This window comes from Stutzerimonas tianxiuensis (genome assembly GCF_053470365.1).
Window position 1 is genome coordinate 449,720 of sequence record NZ_JBPVWS010000002.1, and the last position, 19,072, is coordinate 468,791.

Below are 19,072 nucleotides of genomic sequence, written 5' to 3' on the forward strand. Positions count from 1 at the left end.
GCTGCGGTTGGCAGCCTGGCGGTGCAAAGGCAAGGATCTCGTCAAAGATCGGCTGCCTCTCATGACTCGTTAGTCACCTAAGCAGTATATCACCGACGCCCGTTGTCAAAGAATGCCTTGGCCATACGACGAATGAACATATGGTTCTGGCCGATTCAACTGGGTTACTCTTCGAAGATGACCACTGTTTAATGTTTAACCACAAAACGGAGTCCAGCATGGGATACCAAAAGATCCAGGTGCCTGCCAGCGGTGACAAAATCACCGTCAATACCGATAACACTCTGAACGTACCCAACAATCCGATCATCCCTTATATAGAAGGTGACGGTATTGGCGTGGACATTAGCCCAGTGATGATCAAGGTAGTCGATGCTGCCGTAGAGAAGGCCTACGGCGGTGAGCGCAAGATCGCCTGGATGGAGATCTATGCAGGTGAGAAGGCAACGCAGGTGTATGACCAGGACACCTGGCTACCCAAGGAAACCCTGGATGTAGTGCGTGATTTTGTGGTGTCGATCAAGGGGCCGCTGACCACTCCGGTCGGGGGCGGCATTCGCTCGTTGAACGTCGCGCTGCGTCAGGAGCTTGATCTTTATGTATGTCAGCGTCCGGTTCGCTGGTTTACCGGTGTGCCTAGCCCAGTGAAGAAGCCTGCCGATGTAGACATGGTCATCTTCCGCGAGAACTCAGAAGACATTTACGCGGGCGTAGAGTGGAAGGCCGGTTCCCCTGAGTGCGAAAAGGTCATCAAGTTTCTAACTGAAGAAATGGGCGTCAAGAAGATCCGCTTTACTGAAAACTGCGGTATCGGTATCAAGCCGGTTTCGCTGGAAGGGACCAAGCGGCTGGTGCGTAAGGCGCTGCAATATGCAGTGGACAATGACCGTAGCTCGGTCACCTTGGTGCACAAGGGCAACATCATGAAGTTCACCGAAGGCGCATTCAAGGAGTGGGGCTACGAGGTGGCACGCGACGAGTTCGGTGCAGAGTTGCTGGACGGTGGCCCGTGGATGCAATTCAAGAATCCCACCACAGGTAAGAATATCGTCGTCAAGGATGCCATTGCTGATGCAATGCTCCAGCAGATCCTGCTGCGTCCCGCCGAGTACGACGTTATTGCAACCCTTAATTTGAACGGTGACTACCTCTCCGATGCGTTGGCAGCGGAAGTAGGCGGCATCGGTATCGCGCCGGGCGCCAATCTCTCGGATACGGTTGCCATGTTTGAGGCCACGCACGGCACGGCGCCAAAGTACGCGGGTCAGGACAAAGTCAACCCGGGGTCGCTGATCCTTTCGGCGGAAATGATGCTGCGTCACATGGGGTGGCTGGAAGCTGCGGATCTGATTATCAAGGCGACCGAAAGCGCTATCGCTGCCAAGACAGTAACTTATGACTTCGAGCGCCTGATGGACGGCGCGAAGCTTATGTCCTGCTCTGAATTTGGCGACGCCATGATCTCCCACATGTAACTGTTCGGGAGAAACACAAAAAGGCCGATCAATGATCGGCCTTTTTGTTGCCTAGCGTCAGGCGTCTACGGTCGAGTCCTGAGAGGCAGGCGCAACTGCCTCCGCAGTGGTTTGCAGCGACCGTATGTTGGTTGCGTGTAGGCCCTTGGGACCTTGCAGTATGTCGAACATGACCGCTTGCCCAGCTTTCAGAGTTCTGTACCCTTCCATTTGAATGGCCGAGTAGTGGGCGAACAGGTCCTCATCGCCGCCGTCTGCTACGATAAATCCGTAGCCTTTAGCGTTGTTGAACCACTTGACCTTACCGCTTAGCATGCTGTTATCCCTCTGCAAAGGAGTCCATCACTGGAGTAACATCCATTTCATTCCGCGCTGATGCAGCACATGGCCCACATGCGCAGCCCGTTGCCGTTGTGGCACATACTGTTTGTATCATCGTTTTGCCGATAGTCAAGGCGACTCGTCAGGTGGCTGTGAAGCCCTTCTATTTACCCGGCCTCGGCGCCCCGATCTAGAACTGTTATACGCATGCGTGCATTTCCCAAGATTCGACTAACATTCAATCAGGATCGTCCGAAGCCGTCGGACGACGATTCTTCTGGCCTGGCGGTCGAAGAAGCCAAGCCGCAACTGAAGGCACCACCGATGTTCAAAGTTGTCATGTTTAATGATGACTACACGCCGATGGATTTCGTCGTGGAGGTGCTCGAGGGAATTTTCAATCACAATCGGGAGCTGGCCACCAAGATCATGCTGGCGGTTCATACCGAAGGGCGGGCCGTTTGTGGCGTCTATACGCGCGACGTCGCTGAAACCAAAGCAATGCAGGTCAATCAATATGCAAGGGAATGCCAGCATCCGTTGCTTTGTGAGATCGAGAAGGACGGTTAAACCCGACTGCTGGGTAAGAGGTGAAAGCTATGTTGAACCGTGAGCTCGAAGTCACACTGAATCTGGCTTTCAAGGAGGCGCGCACCAAACGTCATGAGTTCATGACGGTTGAGCACCTTCTGCTAGCCCTGCTGGACAATGAAGCGGCCGCAACGGTTTTGCGCGCCTGCGGAGCCAGCCTCGATAAACTGCGTCACGACCTCCAGGAATTTATTGACTCCACGACACCATTGATTCCACAGCATGATGACGAGCGTGAAACCCAGCCAACCCTGGGCTTTCAGCGGGTATTGCAGCGAGCGGTCTTTCATGTCCAGAGTTCGGGTAAGCGTGAGGTTACTGGAGCCAACGTGCTGGTTGCGATCTTCAGCGAGCAGGAAAGCCAGGCGGTATTCCTGCTAAAGCAGCAGAACGTGGCTCGCATCGATGTCGTCAATTACATCGCTCATGGTATTTCCAAGGTGCCGGGTAACAATGGCAATCCTGATGGCGACGCGGAAATGCAGGATGAGGAGGGCGGTGAATCCTCTACAGCGAGCAACCCGCTCGATGCTTATGCAAGCAATTTGAATGACTTGGCTCGTCAGGGTCGTATCGATCCGCTAGTCGGCCGTGAGCATGAGGTCGAGCGAGTCGCTCAGATTTTGGCTCGTCGCCGCAAGAATAATCCGTTGCTGGTTGGTGAGGCCGGGGTGGGTAAAACTGCGATTGCTGAGGGCCTCGCCAAGCGCATCGTCGACAATCAAGTGCCCGAGCTGCTCGCCAACAGCGTGGTTTATTCGCTCGATCTTGGCGCCTTGTTGGCTGGTACGAAGTATCGCGGGGATTTCGAAAAGCGCTTTAAAGCGCTCTTGAACGAGCTTCGCAAGCGTCCGCAGGCTGTGCTGTTCATTGATGAAATTCACACCATTATCGGGGCCGGGGCCGCCTCGGGTGGTGTGATGGATGCGTCAAATCTACTCAAGCCGTTGCTGTCATCTGGAGAGATCCGCTGTATTGGGTCCACCACTTTTCAGGAATTCCGTGGCATCTTCGAAAAGGATCGGGCGCTCGCGCGTCGCTTCCAAAAGGTCGATGTTTCAGAGCCGTCCGTTGAAGACACAATCGGTATCTTGAGAGGTCTGAAGGGTCGCTTCGAGCAGCACCACAATATTGAGTACAGCGACGAATCGCTTCGCGCTGCAGCGGAACTCGCTTCTCGGTACATCAATGACCGGCACATGCCGGACAAGGCAATCGATGTAATCGATGAGGCGGGCGCCTATCAGCGTCTACAGCCTGAAGACAAACGCGTCTCACGGATAGACGTCGAGCAGGTTGAAGACATTGTCGCGAAGATTGCGCGCATCCCCCCAAAGCATGTGAGCACCTCAGACAAGGAGCTGCTGCGCAATCTGGAGCGTGACTTGAAGCTGACCGTATTCGGTCAGGATGACGCTATCGATTCACTGTCCACGGCGATCAAGCTATCGCGTGCAGGGCTGAAGGCTCCAGATAAGCCGGTAGGCTCGTTCCTCTTCGCCGGCCCTACCGGAGTCGGTAAAACAGAAGCAGCTCGGCAGCTTGCGCGGGCGCTTGGCATAGAGCTTGTTCGCTTCGATATGTCTGAGTATATGGAGCGCCATACCGTGTCTCGGCTTATCGGTGCGCCGCCAGGCTACGTTGGCTTTGATCAAGGAGGATTGTTAACCGAGGCGATCACCAAGCAGCCGCACTGCGTTCTGCTTCTAGATGAGATCGAGAAGGCGCATCCTGAAGTCTTCAATCTGCTTTTGCAGGTTATGGATCATGGCACCCTGACGGATAACAACGGCCGCAAGGCTGACTTCCGTAACGTGATTATGATCATGACGACCAATGCCGGAGCGGAAACCGCGGCCAGAGCTTCAATTGGCTTCACGCATCAGGATCACGCTTCAGATGCGATGGAAGTGATCAAGAAGAGCTTTACACCGGAGTTCCGGAACCGCTTGGACACGATCATCCAGTTTGGCCGCCTCAGTCACGAAGTCATCAAGAGCATCGTCGACAAATTCCTCATTGAGCTGCAGACGCAGCTTGAGGATAAGCACGTCACGCTTGAGGTGTCGGATGCGGCGCGTGGTTGGTTGGCTGAGCGTGGCTATGATGTGCAAATGGGTGCGCGGCCAATGGCTCGTCTGATCCAAGACAAAATAAAGCGGCCGCTGGCTGAGGAGATTTTGTTCGGGGAGCTGGCTGAGCACGGTGGGGTGGTGCACATCGACATACGTGATGGCGAGCCGTACTTCGACTTCGAAACGTCTGCCGAGCTGGCCTAACACATTGACGCCCCGAAACAGAAACGCCCGGCATCGCCGGGCGTTTCTGTTAATGGTGACGGCGGGGCGCCTATCCAGGAGAAGCGCGGCGCCGTACCTGCTGACGCAACCGGGCGAGCTGGATCGCTCCGTTGCGCGACCGCCAACAAAAAAGCCCGGTCGATGCCGGGCGTTCATGCTCGCGTCCTGTCAGCGGGCGCGGTAAGTGATGCGGCCTTTGCTCAGGTCGTAAGGCGTAAGTTCAACGCGAACCTTGTCACCGGTAAGAATCCGGATGTAGTTCTTGCGCATCTTTCCGGAGATGTGCGCAGTAACGACGTGCCCATTTTCCAACTCCACACGAAACATGGTGTTGGGCAGGGTGTCGACGACAGTACCTTCCATTTCGAAGCTGTCTTCTTTCGACATTCAGTAAAGCCCTCGGTGTCCAATGATAGACCCGGTGCGAAGAATGCCCGGGTAAAAGCGGCAAGTATTGTGCCTGAAAGGACCCCGAGAGCCAAGAGCTCAGGTTAGAGTTATCCAGCGCTGGTTAACCAACAGCTCGATTGGTCTGTATTCGGTCTTGTAGTTCATCTTGCGGCAGTTTTTGATCCAGTAGCCCAGGTAGATCGCCTTCAGCCCTAGGCGGGCCGCCTCACCAACTTGCCAGAGAATTGCAAAGCGGCCTAGGCTGCGACGTTCCTCGCTGGGGTCGTAAAAGGTGTAAACAGCGGACAAACCGTTGGGCAGGAGGTCCGTCACCGCCAGCGCAAGCAGACGTCCTTCCAGGCGAAACTCGTAGAATCGTGAAAACGGCAGATCGCGAACCAGAAAGGTATGAAACTGATCTCGGCTCGGCGGATACATATCACCGTCAGCATGGCGCTGTTCAATATAGTTTGCGTAGAGCGCGTAGTACTCCTCGGTGAACGAAGGGCGGACGTCGGTGACGGTAAGGTCGGCGTTGCGCTTGAGGATACGTTTCTGCTGGCGATTGAGTTGCAGCCCGTCGGCGGGTATCCGTGCTGGAATACAAGCGGTGCAGCGTTGACAGTGTGGGCGGTAGAGATGGTCACCGCTGCGCCGGAAGCCCATTTCGGACAGCTCTGCATACACCTGTACGTCCATCGGCTGGCTGGGGTCGAGGAAGAGCGTAGTGGCCTGCTCGTCGGGCAGATAACTGCAGGCGTGAGGCTGTGTTGCGTAGAACTTGAGACGAGCCAGTGAAGTCATGGGCAGCTCTCGAAAATCTTGAAATCAGTGTAGGTCAGCTTGGCTTCGTCGACTAGGGCTCCCATCGGGCCGTACTGGGTTCATCCAGATAGTGGGCTAGCGTCTTGGCGAAGGTCTGGCGTGGTATGGCTCTCGCGCCAAAACTGGCTAGGTGTTGCGTGTGCATCTGGCAGTCAATCAATTTGAATTCCCAGTCGCGGAGACGTTCCACTAATGTCACGAATCCCGCCTTGGACGCGTCGGTCGTTCGACTGAACATTGATTCGCCGAAGAATAGTCGACCCATTGCGAGGCCATAGAGGCCTCCGACCAACCGTTCGTCTTGCCAGACTTCAACTGAGTGGGCGATGCCGAGTTGATTCAGCTTCAGATAAGCCTCTTGCATCGGTAGGGTAATCCATGTGCCGTCGGTGTAGTTCCGTGGGCCGGCACAGCCTTCAAGGACGTCTCTAAACGCTTTGTCGAAGGTGATGCTGAATGCACCTTGCCGCAATTTCTTGCCGAGGCTGCGTGAGACATGCAGTTCTTCGGGGTAGAGGACGGTGCGCGGGTCGGGTGACCACCAGAGGAGTGGTTGTCCTTCCTGGTACCAGGGAAAGCAGCCGTGACGGTAGGCTGCAAGCAGACGCTCAGGCGAGAGATCGCCTCCTGCAGCGAGAAGCCCGTTGGGATCGCGCATGGCTTTTTCGAGGGGGGGGAACGACAGGTCGTCGCGCTGCAGCCAGGTCAGCATATTGATAGTCACGGGGGCGGATGGCGCATCCGCCCGTAGAAGGTTTACAGGTCGAGATATTTTTCGGCATCGAGCGCGGCCATGCAGCCAGCGCCGGCCGAAGTGATCGCCTGGCGATAAACGTGATCGGCTACATCGCCTGCAGCAAACACGCCTGGGATAGTGGTGCTTGTCGCGTCTCCCTCATTGCCGCCCTTGATCATGAGGTAGCCGTCTTTCATCTCGAGTTGGCCTTGGAAAAGGTCCGTGTTGGGCTTGTGTCCGATAGCGATGAAAACGCCTGCCAGGTCGAGCTTCTGCTCCTCGCCGGACTCGGTGCTCTTCAGTCTCACTCCGGTTACGCCACTCGCATCGCCCAGCACCTCTTCAAGCGTGTGGTTCCAGTGCAGGCGAATGTTGCCATTGGCTGCCTTCTCCATGATCTTGTCCTGCAGGATCTTCTCGGAGCGCAGCTTGTCGCGGCGGTGGATCAGATGCACTTCCTTGGCAATGTTTGAGAGATACAGCGCTTCCTCCACAGCGGTGTTGCCGCCACCGATCACGGCCACGACCTGGTTGCGGTAGAAGAACCCGTCACAGGTGGCGCATGCCGACACGCCTCGTCCTGCGAACGCTTCTTCTGATGGCAGGCCGAGATACTGGGCCGATGCGCCGGTTGCGATGATCAAGGCGTCGCAGCTGTAGGTTGCGCTGTCGCCCTTGAGGATAAAGGGCTTCTGCTGCAGTTCGGCGGTGTGGATGTGATCGAAGACTACTTCGGTGTCGAAACGCTCTGCGTGTTTCTGCATCCGCTCCATCAGTGCCGGACCAGTCAGGCCTTCGACGTCTCCCGGCCAGTTGTCGACCTCTGTGGTGGTTGTCAGCTGGCCGCCAGGCTGAATGCCGGTGATCATCACCGGTTTCAGGTTGGCCCGGGCTGCATAGACGGCGGCGGTATAACCGGCCGGGCCCGAGCCGAGGATGATCAGACGTGAATGCTTGACTTCATTCATAAAAAGCCCTCATAAGCCTTTGTTGCCAATGGAGAAGCGTGCTCCAGTCGAGTCACGCTTAAAAAACTGGCGTTTATGCTACACCGAAGCACGGACAAAAGCCCAAGCCGGCACGGAACCGGCAATGCCATCGAATCGACAAACCCGTACAATGTGCAAGTTCAGGCAGATTACGGTTCATAGAGCGCGCCGCAGGCGCAGGAAATAAAGCGTTTTGAAGAATACCTCCTCTACCGCGCCAGCTTCCGTCTGGCGCCAGCAGCTGCACTACCGTCTCAAAGAGGGTGCGCTGATCGCGCTCGGCGCGCTTTGTGCCTACCTTTGGATGGCACTGCTTACCTACGATCCCTCCGATCCTGGTTGGACGCATACCAGCAATGTCCAGCAGGTCCAGAACGCCGCCGGCCGCGCTGGCGCCTGGTTTGCCGACGTGCTGTTCATGGCCCTTGGCTACTTTGCTTTCCTGTTTCCGTTGTTGCTAGGCGTCAAGACTTGGCAGATCTTTCGTGCGCGTCACCAACCCTGGAGTTGGAATGGGTGGCTGTTTTCCTGGCGGCTGATCGGGCTCGTTTTTTTGATTCTTTCCGGATCCGCACTTGCCTATATCCACTTCCAGTTTGCAGATGGTCTGCCTGCTTCTGCGGGTGGGGCGTTGGGCGAGAGCTTGGGCCAGCTCGCAGAGGCAGCGCTTAATGTCCAAGGCAGCACGTTGCTGCTGCTGGCATTCTTCCTATTTGGCCTAACGGTGTTTACGGACCTTTCATGGTTCAAAGTTATGGACCTTACCGGCAAGATCACCCTCGACCTGGTGGAACTGATTCAGAGTTTCTTCAGTCGCTGGTGGTCTGCTCGTAACGAGCGTAAGCAGATTGTTGCGCAGCTGCGCGAAGCCGACGATGTGGTAAACGACGTCGCCAGCTCGCTTCCGGATCAGCGGGAACGGGCCAAGGTCAAGGAGCGCCTACTGGAGCGCGAAGAGTCGTTGAGCAAGCACATGAGCGAGCGTGACAAGCGACCGCCTCCCGTGATTCCTCCCGCCGCACCGCAAAAGCCGGTCGAGCAAAGCAAGCGTGTGCAAAAGGAGAAGCAGGCCAACCTGTTCGTCGATCCGCTGATCGAAGGCAGCGTGCCGCCATTGTCGCTACTGGACGTGGCGGAAAAACAGCAGAAACAGTACTCGCCGGAATCGCTTGAGGCCATGTCGCGGCTGCTGGAAATCAAACTGAAGGAATTCGGGGTAGAGGTCATTGTCGAGTCGGTTCACCCTGGCCCGGTGATCACGCGTTTCGAAATCCAGCCGGCCGCTGGGGTCAAGGTCAGCCGCATCTCCAACCTGGCGAAGGATCTTGCGCGCTCGCTGGCAGTCATCAGCGTGCGCGTCGTTGAGGTAATCCCCGGCAAGACCACTGTTGGTATCGAGATTCCTAACGAGGATCGCCAGATAGTGCGCTTCTCCGAGGTCCTCTCGTCGGCGCCCTACGATGATGCCAAATCGCCCGTCACCATCGCGCTTGGCCACGACATCGGCGGTAAGCCGGTGATTGCTGACTTGGCAAAGATGCCGCACCTGCTGGTTGCCGGTACCACCGGTTCAGGTAAGTCGGTCGGTGTGAACGCGATGATCCTCTCGATCCTTTTCAAGTCGACGCCGGAAGATGCGCGGTTGATCATGATCGACCCGAAGATGCTCGAACTGTCGATCTACGAAGGCATCCCGCACCTGCTGTGCCCGGTCGTGACTGACATGAAGGAAGCCGCTAACGCGCTACGCTGGAGCGTCGCCGAAATGGAGCGGCGCTATAAGCTGATGGCGGCCATGGGCGTGCGTAACCTGGCCGGGTTCAACCGTAAGGTGAAAGACGCGGAGGAGGCCGGTACGCCGCTGACCGACCCGCTGTATCGCCGCGAAAGCATGGAAGATGAAGCGCCGCTGCTGAAGAAACTGCCGACCATCGTGGTTGTGGTAGACGAATTCGCCGACATGATGATGATCGTCGGCAAGAAGGTCGAGGAGTTGATTGCGCGCATTGCCCAAAAGGCGCGGGCAGCGGGCATTCACTTGATCCTGGCGACCCAGCGGCCCTCGGTGGACGTCATCACGGGTTTGATCAAAGCCAACATTCCGACTCGTATGGCGTTCCAGGTGTCGAGCAAGATCGACTCGCGGACGATCCTCGACCAGGGCGGCGCCGAGCAATTGCTTGGGCATGGCGACATGCTTTACCTGCCACCGGGCACCGGGCTGCCGATTCGCGTCCATGGTGCGTTCGTTTCCGATGAAGAGGTTCATCGCGTGGTTGAAGCCTGGAAGGCTCGCGGTGCGCCTGATTACATCGAAGAAATTCTGGTGGGCGTGGAAGAGGCCGGTAGCGGCTTCGATGGCGGCGGAGGCGAAGGCGGCGGTGAGAACAGTGAAGACGATCCGCTTTACGATGAGGCGGTACGCTTTGTTACCGAAAGTCGCCGCGCATCGATTTCTGCCGTTCAGCGCAAGCTCAAGATCGGCTACAACCGCGCCGCGCGGATGATCGAAGCCATGGAAATGGCGGGCGTGGTGACATCAATGAACACTAACGGCTCGCGCGAAGTGCTCGCGCCGCCTCCTACCCGCGACTAGTTCGCCGAGGGCATCATGCAATTGATTCGTGCGTTGTTTGCATCCGCTCTGCTTTTTACCCTGGCTCCAGCTCACGCTGACCAGGCGGCTTCTGTGCAGCGCCTGACGGGCTTGCTGCAGAAGGCCGAAACCTTGACCGGCCGGTTTTCTCAATTGTCTCTGGATGGCACTGGAACCCAGCTGCAGGAGACCTCTGGTGAAATGTCGCTTAAGCGCCCTGGCCAGTTTCGCTGGCACACCGATGAGCCGATGGAGCAGTTGCTGGTTTCCAACGGCAAGAAAGTCTGGCTGTACGATCCGGATCTGGAACAGGTCACCATCCAGACGCTCGATCAGCGCCTGACGCATACCCCTGCATTACTGTTGTCGGGTGATGTCTCGGCGATCAACGAGAATTTCGAGGTGTCGCATCAAGAGGCGGGCGAAGTGGTTGATTTCACTCTCAAGCCGAAAGCCAAGGACACGCTGTTCGACAGCCTTCGCTTGTCTTTCCGCGGTGGGGTGATCAACGACATGCAAATGGTTGATGGCGTTGGTCAGCGCACCAATATCCTGTTTCAGGGCGTCAAGTTGAACCAGCCACTCAAGGCTGACCTGTTTACCTTCGAAGTACCGGAAGGGGCTGACGTCATTTCCGAGTAACAGCTGCTCGCCACTCCGTTTACCTACACGGCCTGCTTTCCTGCAGGCCGTTTGCATCAGAGGCTTGCGTCGCCGATGGACCTGTTCAGTCGTGAACCTGTCGCCCAACCCCTTGCTGCGCGCCTGCGCGCCGCCAGCCTGGATGAATATGTCGGGCAGGAGCACCTGTTGGCGCGTGGCAAGCCGTTGCGCGAGGCCCTCGAGCAGGGCGCTTTGCACTCAATGGTGTTCTGGGGGCCGCCTGGAGTTGGTAAGACCACACTTGCCCGGTTGTTGGCGAAAGTCTCGGACGCTCATTTTGAAACCGTCTCGGCGGTGCTAGCCGGTGTGAAAGAGATCCGGCAAGCAGTCGAGATTGCTAAACAGCAGGCGGCCCAGTACGGACGACGTACGATTCTCTTCGTCGACGAAGTCCACCGCTTCAACAAGTCCCAGCAGGACGCATTCCTCCCCTATGTCGAAGATGGCACGCTTATATTTATCGGTGCGACTACAGAAAACCCCTCGTTCGAGCTGAACAACGCGCTGCTCTCTCGCGCACGCGTTTATGTACTCAAGAGCCTCGATGAAGCGGCACTGCGAAGGCTTGTCACCCGCGCCTTGACCGAACCGAAAGGCCTTGGTGATTTGCATCTGAGCCTGCCGGACGAGAGCTTTCAGATCCTGATGGCGGCCGCGGATGGCGACGGGCGACGGTTGCTGAATCTGCTGGAAAACGCTTCCGATCTGGCGGAAGAAGGCGGCGAGATCAGCGTCGAACTGCTACAGGACCTGTTGGGCGACAGCCGTCGGCGCTTCGATAAAGGTGGCGAAGCTTTTTACGACCAGATCTCGGCGCTGCACAAATCCGTGCGTGGATCGAACCCGGATGCCTCGCTGTATTGGTTTGCACGAATGATCGACGGCGGCTGCGACCCGCTGTACATCGCACGCCGGGTGGTGCGCATGGCCAGTGAAGAGGTCGGGAATGCCGATCCACGAGCGCTAAGCCTGTGCCTATCGGCCTGGGATGTTCAAGAACGGCTGGGTAGCCCTGAAGGTGAACTGGCAGTGGCGCAGGCAATCGTCTATCTCGCGTGTGCGCCCAAGAGCAACTCCGTCTACAGCGCCTTCAATGCGGCGATGCGTGATGTTCGCGAGAATGGTTCACAAGAGGTTCCGTTGCACCTGCGCAATGCGCCAACACGCCTGATGAGGGAACTGGGTTACGGCAACGAATACCGCTACGCACACGATGAACCTGAGGCGTACGCCGCTGGCGAAGATTACTTCCCGGAAGCCATAGAGCCGCGGCAGTACTATCATCCGGCGCCGCGCGGGCTGGAAAGCAAGATACGCGACAAGCTTGAGCACCTGACGCGGCTTGATCGGCAGAGCCCGCGTCAACGGAGAAAGACATGATTCGCATGGCATTGGCTGTGGCCGCTGGCGGGGTTGTCGGGACACTGATCCGGTTCGGTGTTTCAACCTGGGTTTCTGCTCAATGGCCAAAGCATTTCTACCTGGCGACCTTGGCGGTCAATGTGCTCGGTTGCCTGCTCATTGGCTATCTCTACGCGTCGTTTCTGCAGCGTCCAGACCTCTCGCCGGAGCTACGCGGCGGTTTGATCATTGGTTTCCTCGGCGCCTTGACCACCTTTTCCAGCTTTTCCCTGGATGGATTGCGTTTGCTGGAGAGCGGTCAGGCTGCGACGGCGTTTAGCTATATCGGTGTAAGCGTATTCGGTGGTCTGTTGGCTGCCTGGGCCGGGCTTGCGCTCGCGCGGTTATGAACCTGGCACATATCGCAGTAAACTCCTGTTCCTCTTCGCCTTTCCTCAAAGCTTTCATAGACGAGACCCACCATGCTTGATTCGAAACTGGTACGCACACAGCTGCAAGACGTGGCCGAGCGCCTCGCCACCCGCGGCTATCAGCTGGACGTAGCGCGTATCGAGGCCCTGGAAGCCCAGCGCAAAACCGTGCAGACCCGTACCGAGCAACTTCAGGCTGAGCGCAACGCTCGCTCCAAGTCCATTGGTCAGGCCAAGCAGCGTGGTGAAGACATCGCGCCGTTACTTGCTGACGTCGATCGTATGGGGTCCGAACTGGAAGCCGGAAAGACCGAACTGGAGAACATCCAGAGCGAACTGGATCAACTGATGCTCAGCCTGCCGAACGTGCCTCACGAGTCGGTTCCTGTCGGCAAGGATGAGGATGAGAACGTTGAAGTGCGTCGCTGGGGAACGCCCAAGACGTTCGAGTTCGACGTTAAGGACCACGTCGCGCTGGGTGAGCAACACGGTTGGCTGGATTTCGAGACGGCTGCCAAGTTGTCCGGCGCACGCTTTGCGCTGATGCGCGGTCCGATTGCTCGTCTGCACCGGGCGCTGGCACAGTTCATGCTCGATCTGCATACCCGCGAGCACGGCTATGAAGAGGCCTACACGCCTTATCTGGTCCAGGCGCCGGCACTGCAGGGCACCGGGCAGCTGCCCAAGTTCGAAGAAGACCTGTTCAAGATCAGCCGTGAGAACGAGGCTGATCTCTACCTGATTCCAACAGCGGAGGTCTCGCTGACCAATATCGTGGCTGGTGAGATTCTTGATGCCAAGCTCCTACCGTTGAAGTTCGTTGCGCATACTCCATGTTTCCGCAGCGAGGCAGGCGCGTCGGGCCGCGACACGCGCGGGATGATTCGCCAGCATCAGTTCGACAAGGTCGAGATGGTTCAGATCGTCGAGCCGAGCCAGTCACTTGAAGCGCTTGAGGGTCTCACAGCGAATGCCGAGAAAGTGCTTCAACTTCTCGAGCTGCCTTACCGGGTTTTGTCCCTGTGCACGGGCGACATGGGCTTTAGCGCCGTCAAGACCTACGACCTGGAGGTTTGGGTTCCAAGCCAGGACAAGTATCGTGAAATCTCCTCTTGCTCCAGCTGCGGTGACTTCCAGGCCCGTCGTATGCAGGCGCGCTACCGCAACCCGGAAACCGGTAAGCCTGAACTGGTACATACATTGAACGGCTCCGGCCTCGCCGTCGGCCGCACGCTGGTTGCTGTGCTGGAAAACTACCAGCAGGCCGACGGCACTATCCGCGTGCCCGAAGCGCTCAAGCCATACATGGGCGGAATTGAACTAATTGGTTGATTCGGCGGGGCCTGCTTTCGCGGACCTGAGCATCGAACTCGCTGCCAGCCGATAATCAACGGCCCGTCCGGGCTCCTTGATTCTCGACAAGGGCTGTCTTTGCCGTAATGGTTGAGATGGCCCTATCTCATTACGTCATCAGGACTTGCCCATGGATTTTCTGCCGCTTTTTCACAATCTGAAGGGCCGTACCGTATTGGTTGTCGGCGGCGGCGAGATTGCGCTGCGCAAGGCGCGGTTATTGTCAGAAGCGGGCGCTGTGCTGCGCGTGGTCGCTCCAGAAGTAGCAGCAGAGCTGAGTGAGTTGGTTGCGGAGGGCGGTGGTCAGACCCTGCACCGCGGTTACCTCCACAGCGATCTGTCAGGGTGCGTGCTGGCCATTGCGGCGACTGATGATGAGCCCTTGAACGCGCAGGTTTCTGAAGATGCCAAGGCGCTTGGTATGCCCGTCAACGTGGTGGACTCACCACAGCTGTGCACGGTGATCTTCCCTGCAATCGTCGATCGCTCTCCGTTGATGATCGCCGTCTCAAGCGGCGGTGACGCGCCGGTGCTGGCCCGACTGATGCGTGCGCGCATCGAAACCTGGGTACCCTCGGTTTATGGCGAGCTGGCCGGTCTGGCGAAAAAATTCCGCGGGCAGGTCAAAGCGAAGTTCGCCAACGTGCAACAGCGTCGTGTGTTCTGGGAGGAGGTCTTCCAAGGCGATGTCGCTGAGCGAGCACTGGCAGGACAGCAGCAGGAAGCTGAGCGCCTGTTGGTCGAGAAGCTTTCCGGCGCCGAGCCAAAAAGCCTTGGAGAGGTGTATCTGGTCGGCGCAGGCCCCGGTGATCCTGACCTGCTGACGTTCCGCGCCCTGCGTTTGATGCAGCAAGCCGACGTGGTGCTCTATGACCGTCTCGTCGCGCCAGCGATTCTCGATCTGTGCCGTCGGGATGCTGATCGTATCTATGTCGGGAAGCAACGCGCCGCGCATGCGGTGCCGCAGGACCAGATCAACCAGTTGCTGGTGACCTTGGCCAAGGAAGGCAAGCGCGTGCTGCGCCTAAAAGGAGGAGATCCGTTCATCTTTGGCCGCGGTGGTGAAGAGATTGAGGAGCTGGCTGCGCACGACGTACCGTTCCAGGTCGTACCCGGCATCACGGCAGCCAGCGGTTGCGCCGCCTATGCAGGTATTCCGCTGACGCATCGCGATCACGCGCAGTCAGTGCGCTTTGTGACCGGGCACTTAAAGGATGGCAGCTCCGATCTGCCATGGTCGGAGCTCGTGGCGCCAAGTCAGACGCTGGTGTTTTACATGGGCCTGGTCGGGTTGCCGGTCATCTGCCAGCAATTGATTGCCCATGGTCGCGCCGCTGATACGCCAGCAGCACTGGTTCAGCAGGGCACTACGGTGAGCCAGCGAGTCTTCACCGGAACGCTTGCAGATCTGGCCGAGCGGGTCGCCAGTGAGCAGGTTCAAGCACCTACGTTGGTTATCGTCGGCGAAGTTGTACAGTTGCGCGAAAAACTCGCCTGGTTCGAGGGTGCCCAGAACCGCGACAGATGATCTGTCGCGGAATGTCGGCAGTTGAGTGATTACCGCGACCAGATGCCTTTGCCGGGCAGACGGTCGCGGTCATGGGCGCGGTGGAGCGCCAAGTCGGGGCCTTTAGGCACGATACCGTTGGCGTTGATGTGCCGATGACTGGCGTAGTAGTGCTGCTTGATGTGGGTGAAGTCGACGGTTTCCGCAATGCCTGACCATTGGAAAAGCTCTCGAAGCCAGTTCGAAAGGTTCGGGTAGTCTTCGATACGTCGCAGGTTGCACTTGAAATGGCCGTGGTAGACCGCGTCAAAGCGAACAATCGTGGTGAACAGTCGCCAATCGGCTTCGGTCAGGTATTCCCCAGTCAGGTAGCGTCTTTCACCGAGGCGCTGCTCCAGCCAGTCGAGTTCCGCAAATACCTCATCGAACGCCGCCTCGTAGGCTTTTTGCGTCGAAGCGAAGCCTGCCCGATAAACACCGTTGTTGATGTGCGGATAGATGCGCTCGTTGAGTGAGTCAATCTCGGCACGTAACGGCTCCGGGTAGAGATCCAGCGTCGAACCGGTCAGCTCATCGAAAGCAGTATTGAAGATTCGGATCAGCTCGGCGGACTCGTTATTGACGATCCGCTGCTGCTCCCGGTCCCACAGGACGGGAACCGTCACGCGGCCGGTGTAATCCTTATCGTCCGCGGTGTAGCGCTGATGCAGGTAGGTCAGCCCGTCCAGCGCATCGCCGGTGGAGCCTTTCTCCCTGTCGAACGTCCAGCCGTGTTCGGCCATGAGCCAGCTGACTACCGAAACATCAATCAGCGACTCGAGTCCTTTGAGCTTGCGGTAGATCAGAGTGCGGTGGGCCCAGGGACAAGCCAGCGATACATAGAGATGATAACGGCCGGCTTGCGCCTGGACCGCAGGGCGGTCATCTGGGCCCGGCGTGCCGTCCGCAGTGATCCAATTTCGCCGCTGAGCCTGCTCTCGCTGAAATTCACCGTCTCCATTGTTTTCGTACCAACGGTCTTGCCACTGTCCGTCTACTAAAAGCCCCATGTTCGCCTCCAAGTTTCGAATGAGAAACAGTGTAGGTGGCACGGTTCGATGGATCAGTCGTAATGCCCGGTCAAACCAATCGTTTAGCTCGATAGATTCGATTCATCCAGAACTCCCGGGCCTGCGCAAACGCGGCGTCGCGCGGCTGTCCGAGGCCTCGCAGCGCTAACGCCATGGTCGCAACGACCGCGAGTTCGCCGTAGGCATCTTCGCCCCCCTCCCAGACAGCGAGCAGGTGCTGCGGATCAAGTTGCGCCGGCTTGACGTGACGCTGGGGTGATAGGGCAGGCCAATCTTCGTCCCAAGATTCGCCTGCCTGCGTACCGTACAGGTGGGCGACACCGTCCGGGTTGACCTCGATTTCGCCACCTTCGCCCTTGATCACGATGGAGGTGTCGCCCAGTAATCGGCTGGCTTCCCGGTGGTTGGCCTGATAGCCGGGATGAAAAATGCTCTGCAGCCCGCAGCGAGCACCCAGGGGATTGAGGATTCGGGCCAGAGAATGGATCGGTGATCGCAGACCAAGAATGTTGCGTTGATCGATCATGTGCTGAAGCCCTGGCATCCAGGCACCGAGCGGCATGAATGCAAGATTGCGCTGGTCCAGCGCGGCGCTAGCCTCAGCCCAGTTCTCGCATCGCGGGATGTCCAACAACTCAAGCTGCTGTTCGGTATACATGCGCCCTGCGGTATGCGCGCCACCGCCGTGCATGAATATTCGAACGCCATTGCGTGCCAGGCATTTGGCCGCCAGCAAGTACCACGGTAGGTGCCGCTTTTTGCCCGCGTAGGTGGGCCAGTCAATGTCCACCGCGATCGCTGGGGCGTTCAGTCGTTCGCGCACGGCTTCGGTGAAGCCGGCGAGTTCTTCTGCACTTTCCTCTTTATGGCGTAGCAGCATAAGAAAGGCGCCGAGTTGCGTGTCCTCGGCTTTGCCGTCCAGCAACATGCCCATCGCTTCGCGGGCCTCTTCACGAGTCAGGTCGCGGGCGCCGCGTTTGCCTTTGCCGAGAATACGGACGAAGACGGCGAACGGGTGTTCAGCAGGGGTGATGACGCTCATATGCAGTTGCTCGGTTTCGGCAGGCCTGCCAACTTTGCTGCAAGCTTGGCGGGGGTGCCTTTGAATAGACGGTTCAGGTGCATGCTGTTGCCCTTGTCCGGGCCTAGCTTCAGGGCGGTGTACTTGATCAGCGGACGGGTTGCGGGCGACAGCTGAAACTCCTGATAAAACTCGCGCAGTACCTTGATGATTTCCCAGTGCTCGGGCTGAAGCGAGATGTCTTCTGCATGGGCCAATGCCTCGGCCACAGGTTCGCTCCAGTCATTCAGGTCGAGCAAAAAGCCTTCCTGATCCACAGCAACCTGTGTGCCATCCACGTTCATCGTGTTCATAGCCAGGAGTTGGTCCGCTCAAACCGGCAGCACAGCTCGACGAAACCCTCATAGTCAATCTGTTGCAAGCGTGCCGGAAGGGCACCAAGGTTGCGCGCGGAGATGTCTTCCTCCAGTGCGAAAAGCGCGATGTTATCTGGCATCAACTCCAGTGCCTGACACTGAGCCGTGCCGTTTTGCAGGGCGTACACGGCGTCGCCGCAGAGCAACAGCGCATCATCAACTGAGAGCAGTCGCAGGCAGCTGACCAGGCGGTCATCGGAAAAAGGCGAATGTGAAAGCAGGTGCAAGGTTGCCATCAGAGCGTAATCACATGGTCGTAGCGGTTGATAAGAGCGCCGAGGCCAGCGTCATCCAGCAGCTCAACCGGAAGAGACAGCTGTGCATCATCCAGGCCGCGCTCGCTGAGGCTGCGTTTGGCTGCATACAGCGACTCGATACCGAACATCGGCAACGCCTGCAAGTTTGCAGTCAAATCCTTCTGCTCAAGCCGTGCAGCTTGTTGTGCAGACACCAGCTGAAACACACCGTCATCCAGAAACAGCAGGGCGAGCGGCAGCTCAAACGCACCTCCTGCCAGGACGATATCCAGCGCCTCGCGCGCAGACGGACCACACCACGGCGAGTGGCGAGTGATGATGAGCATCGAGCGAGCCATCAATGACCTCCGAAACACACCAGGCGGTCGGCCTGCTGGCTGGCTTCGTGTAGTTGACCTAGACCGGACAGCTCCCACCCAGCAGCCAGGTTTGCCGCCGGACGCTGATAACGTTTTGCTTCCTGTTGATCCAGCACACCGCGGCGCAGGCCGGCGGCAATGCAGACGACACCATCCAGCCGGTGGCGAGTGATGAACTGGTTCCACTGTTCGCTCACGTTTAGCTCGTCCTGTGCAGCGACAATGTTGGCCGAGGCGCTATGCACGCCGTCCTGATAGAGGAACAGCCGGACAATCTCGTGTCCACCCGCCAGCGCTGCTTCTGCAAAACGCAATGCGCGCCGTGCAGCAGGAGAGTGCGGAGGTGAAAACAGAGCGATTGCGAATTTCATGGGCCACCAGTTTCAGTACTGGCGGACATGATACGCGAGCTTTGGAAACGAAAAAGCCCG

General features: G+C 57.9%; 20 protein-coding genes. 9 read left to right on the top strand and 11 right to left on the bottom strand.

What is annotated here, in order from left to right:
* The first annotated feature begins 218 nt into the window (after positions 1-218).
* A complete protein-coding gene (gene icd, locus ACSSNI_RS04720) occupies positions 219-1,475 on the top strand; it encodes an NADP-dependent isocitrate dehydrogenase (protein ID WP_200639781.1) in 1,257 nt (418 codons plus the stop codon).
* 57 nt (positions 1,476-1,532) lie between these two features.
* Here the strand turns inward: icd and cspD are convergent, their stop codons facing one another.
* On the bottom strand, positions 1,533-1,790 hold the full coding sequence (cspD, locus tag ACSSNI_RS04725) for a cold shock domain-containing protein CspD (RefSeq protein ID WP_148926090.1): 258 nt from the start codon (positions 1,788-1,790) through the stop codon (positions 1,533-1,535).
* Between the two features lie 213 nt (positions 1,791-2,003).
* Here cspD and clpS point away from each other — a divergent pair, with 213 nt between their 5' ends.
* On the top strand, positions 2,004-2,366 hold the full coding sequence (clpS, locus tag ACSSNI_RS04730; RefSeq protein ID WP_102836338.1) for an ATP-dependent Clp protease adapter ClpS: 363 nt from the start codon (positions 2,004-2,006) through the stop codon (positions 2,364-2,366).
* A gap of 29 nt (positions 2,367-2,395) precedes the next feature.
* A complete protein-coding gene (clpA, locus tag ACSSNI_RS04735; RefSeq protein ID WP_102836339.1) occupies positions 2,396-4,666 on the top strand; it encodes an ATP-dependent Clp protease ATP-binding subunit ClpA in 2,271 nt (756 codons plus the stop codon).
* Positions 4,667-4,855: 189 nt separating this feature from the next.
* Here the strand turns inward: clpA and infA are convergent, their stop codons facing one another.
* The 4 genes from infA to trxB all read right to left on the bottom strand — a co-directional run bounded on the left by infA (position 4,856) and on the right by trxB (position 7,606).
* A complete protein-coding gene (gene infA / locus ACSSNI_RS04740; RefSeq protein ID WP_002553999.1) occupies positions 4,856-5,074 on the bottom strand; it encodes a translation initiation factor IF-1 in 219 nt (72 codons plus the stop codon).
* A 99-nt stretch (positions 5,075-5,173) separates the two neighbouring features.
* On the bottom strand, positions 5,174-5,881 hold the full coding sequence (locus ACSSNI_RS04745; RefSeq protein WP_102836340.1) for an arginyltransferase: 708 nt from the start codon (positions 5,879-5,881) through the stop codon (positions 5,174-5,176).
* A gap of 52 nt (positions 5,882-5,933) precedes the next feature.
* Positions 5,934-6,614, bottom strand: coding sequence for a leucyl/phenylalanyl-tRNA--protein transferase (gene aat / locus ACSSNI_RS04750; RefSeq protein WP_200639495.1), 681 nt, complete (start codon positions 6,612-6,614; stop codon positions 5,934-5,936).
* A gap of 44 nt (positions 6,615-6,658) precedes the next feature.
* A complete protein-coding gene (trxB, locus tag ACSSNI_RS04755; RefSeq protein WP_148926088.1) occupies positions 6,659-7,606 on the bottom strand; it encodes a thioredoxin-disulfide reductase in 948 nt (315 codons plus the stop codon).
* Between the two features lie 214 nt (positions 7,607-7,820).
* On the opposite strand from trxB, the gene ftsK reads away from it, so the two are divergent.
* The 6 genes from ftsK (at position 7,821) to cysG (ending at position 15,539) form a co-directional block, all read left to right on the top strand.
* Positions 7,821-10,223, top strand: a complete 2,403-nt coding sequence (gene ftsK, locus ACSSNI_RS04760; protein WP_200639496.1) for a DNA translocase FtsK — start codon at positions 7,821-7,823, stop codon at positions 10,221-10,223.
* Between the two features lie 15 nt (positions 10,224-10,238).
* On the top strand, positions 10,239-10,865 hold the full coding sequence (gene lolA, locus ACSSNI_RS04765) for an outer membrane lipoprotein periplasmic chaperone LolA (RefSeq protein ID WP_102836343.1): 627 nt from the start codon (positions 10,239-10,241) through the stop codon (positions 10,863-10,865).
* 75 nt (positions 10,866-10,940) lie between these two features.
* A complete protein-coding gene (locus tag ACSSNI_RS04770) occupies positions 10,941-12,266 on the top strand; it encodes a replication-associated recombination protein A (RefSeq protein ID WP_200639497.1) in 1,326 nt (441 codons plus the stop codon).
* Entirely contained in the window at positions 12,263-12,637 is a 375-nt protein-coding gene (gene crcB, locus ACSSNI_RS04775; protein WP_148926086.1) for a fluoride efflux transporter CrcB, read from the top strand. Before ACSSNI_RS04770 ends, crcB begins: the two co-directional genes overlap by 4 nt.
* A 72-nt stretch (positions 12,638-12,709) precedes the next feature.
* Positions 12,710-13,990: a serine--tRNA ligase gene (gene serS, locus ACSSNI_RS04780; protein WP_200639498.1), complete on the top strand. Its 1,281-nt coding sequence runs from the start codon at positions 12,710-12,712 to the stop codon at positions 13,988-13,990.
* A 151-nt stretch (positions 13,991-14,141) separates the two neighbouring features.
* Positions 14,142-15,539, top strand: coding sequence for a siroheme synthase CysG (gene cysG / locus ACSSNI_RS04785; RefSeq protein ID WP_200639499.1), 1,398 nt, complete (start codon positions 14,142-14,144; stop codon positions 15,537-15,539).
* Positions 15,540-15,568: 29 nt separating this feature from the next.
* On the opposite strand, the gene ACSSNI_RS04790 is transcribed toward cysG, so the two are convergent.
* From ACSSNI_RS04790 to tusD, 6 genes are all read right to left on the bottom strand, one after another.
* On the bottom strand, positions 15,569-16,567 hold the full coding sequence (locus ACSSNI_RS04790) for a glutathione S-transferase family protein (RefSeq protein ID WP_200639500.1): 999 nt from the start codon (positions 16,565-16,567) through the stop codon (positions 15,569-15,571).
* 70 nt (positions 16,568-16,637) lie between these two features.
* Complete coding sequence (locus ACSSNI_RS04795; protein WP_448258976.1) at positions 16,638-17,630, bottom strand: glycosyl transferase family protein; 993 nt, start codon at positions 17,628-17,630, stop codon at positions 16,638-16,640.
* A complete protein-coding gene (locus tag ACSSNI_RS04800) occupies positions 17,627-17,962 on the bottom strand; it encodes a TusE/DsrC/DsvC family sulfur relay protein (RefSeq protein ID WP_200639502.1) in 336 nt (111 codons plus the stop codon). The genes ACSSNI_RS04795 and ACSSNI_RS04800 overlap by 4 nt, the downstream gene beginning before the upstream one ends.
* Entirely contained in the window at positions 17,959-18,261 is a 303-nt protein-coding gene (gene tusB, locus ACSSNI_RS04805) for a sulfurtransferase complex subunit TusB (protein WP_102836351.1), read from the bottom strand. Before tusB ends, ACSSNI_RS04800 begins: the two co-directional genes overlap by 4 nt.
* The gene (gene tusC / locus ACSSNI_RS04810; RefSeq protein WP_200639503.1) at positions 18,261-18,620 is read right to left on the bottom strand and encodes a sulfurtransferase complex subunit TusC; all 360 of its coding nucleotides are present in this window, start codon (positions 18,618-18,620) and stop codon (positions 18,261-18,263) included. The genes tusB and tusC overlap by 1 nt, the downstream gene beginning before the upstream one ends.
* Positions 18,620-19,012: a sulfurtransferase complex subunit TusD gene (gene tusD, locus ACSSNI_RS04815; RefSeq protein ID WP_200639504.1), complete on the bottom strand. Its 393-nt coding sequence runs from the start codon at positions 19,010-19,012 to the stop codon at positions 18,620-18,622. The genes tusC and tusD overlap by 1 nt, the downstream gene beginning before the upstream one ends.
* Between the last annotated feature and the right edge of the window lie 60 nt (positions 19,013-19,072).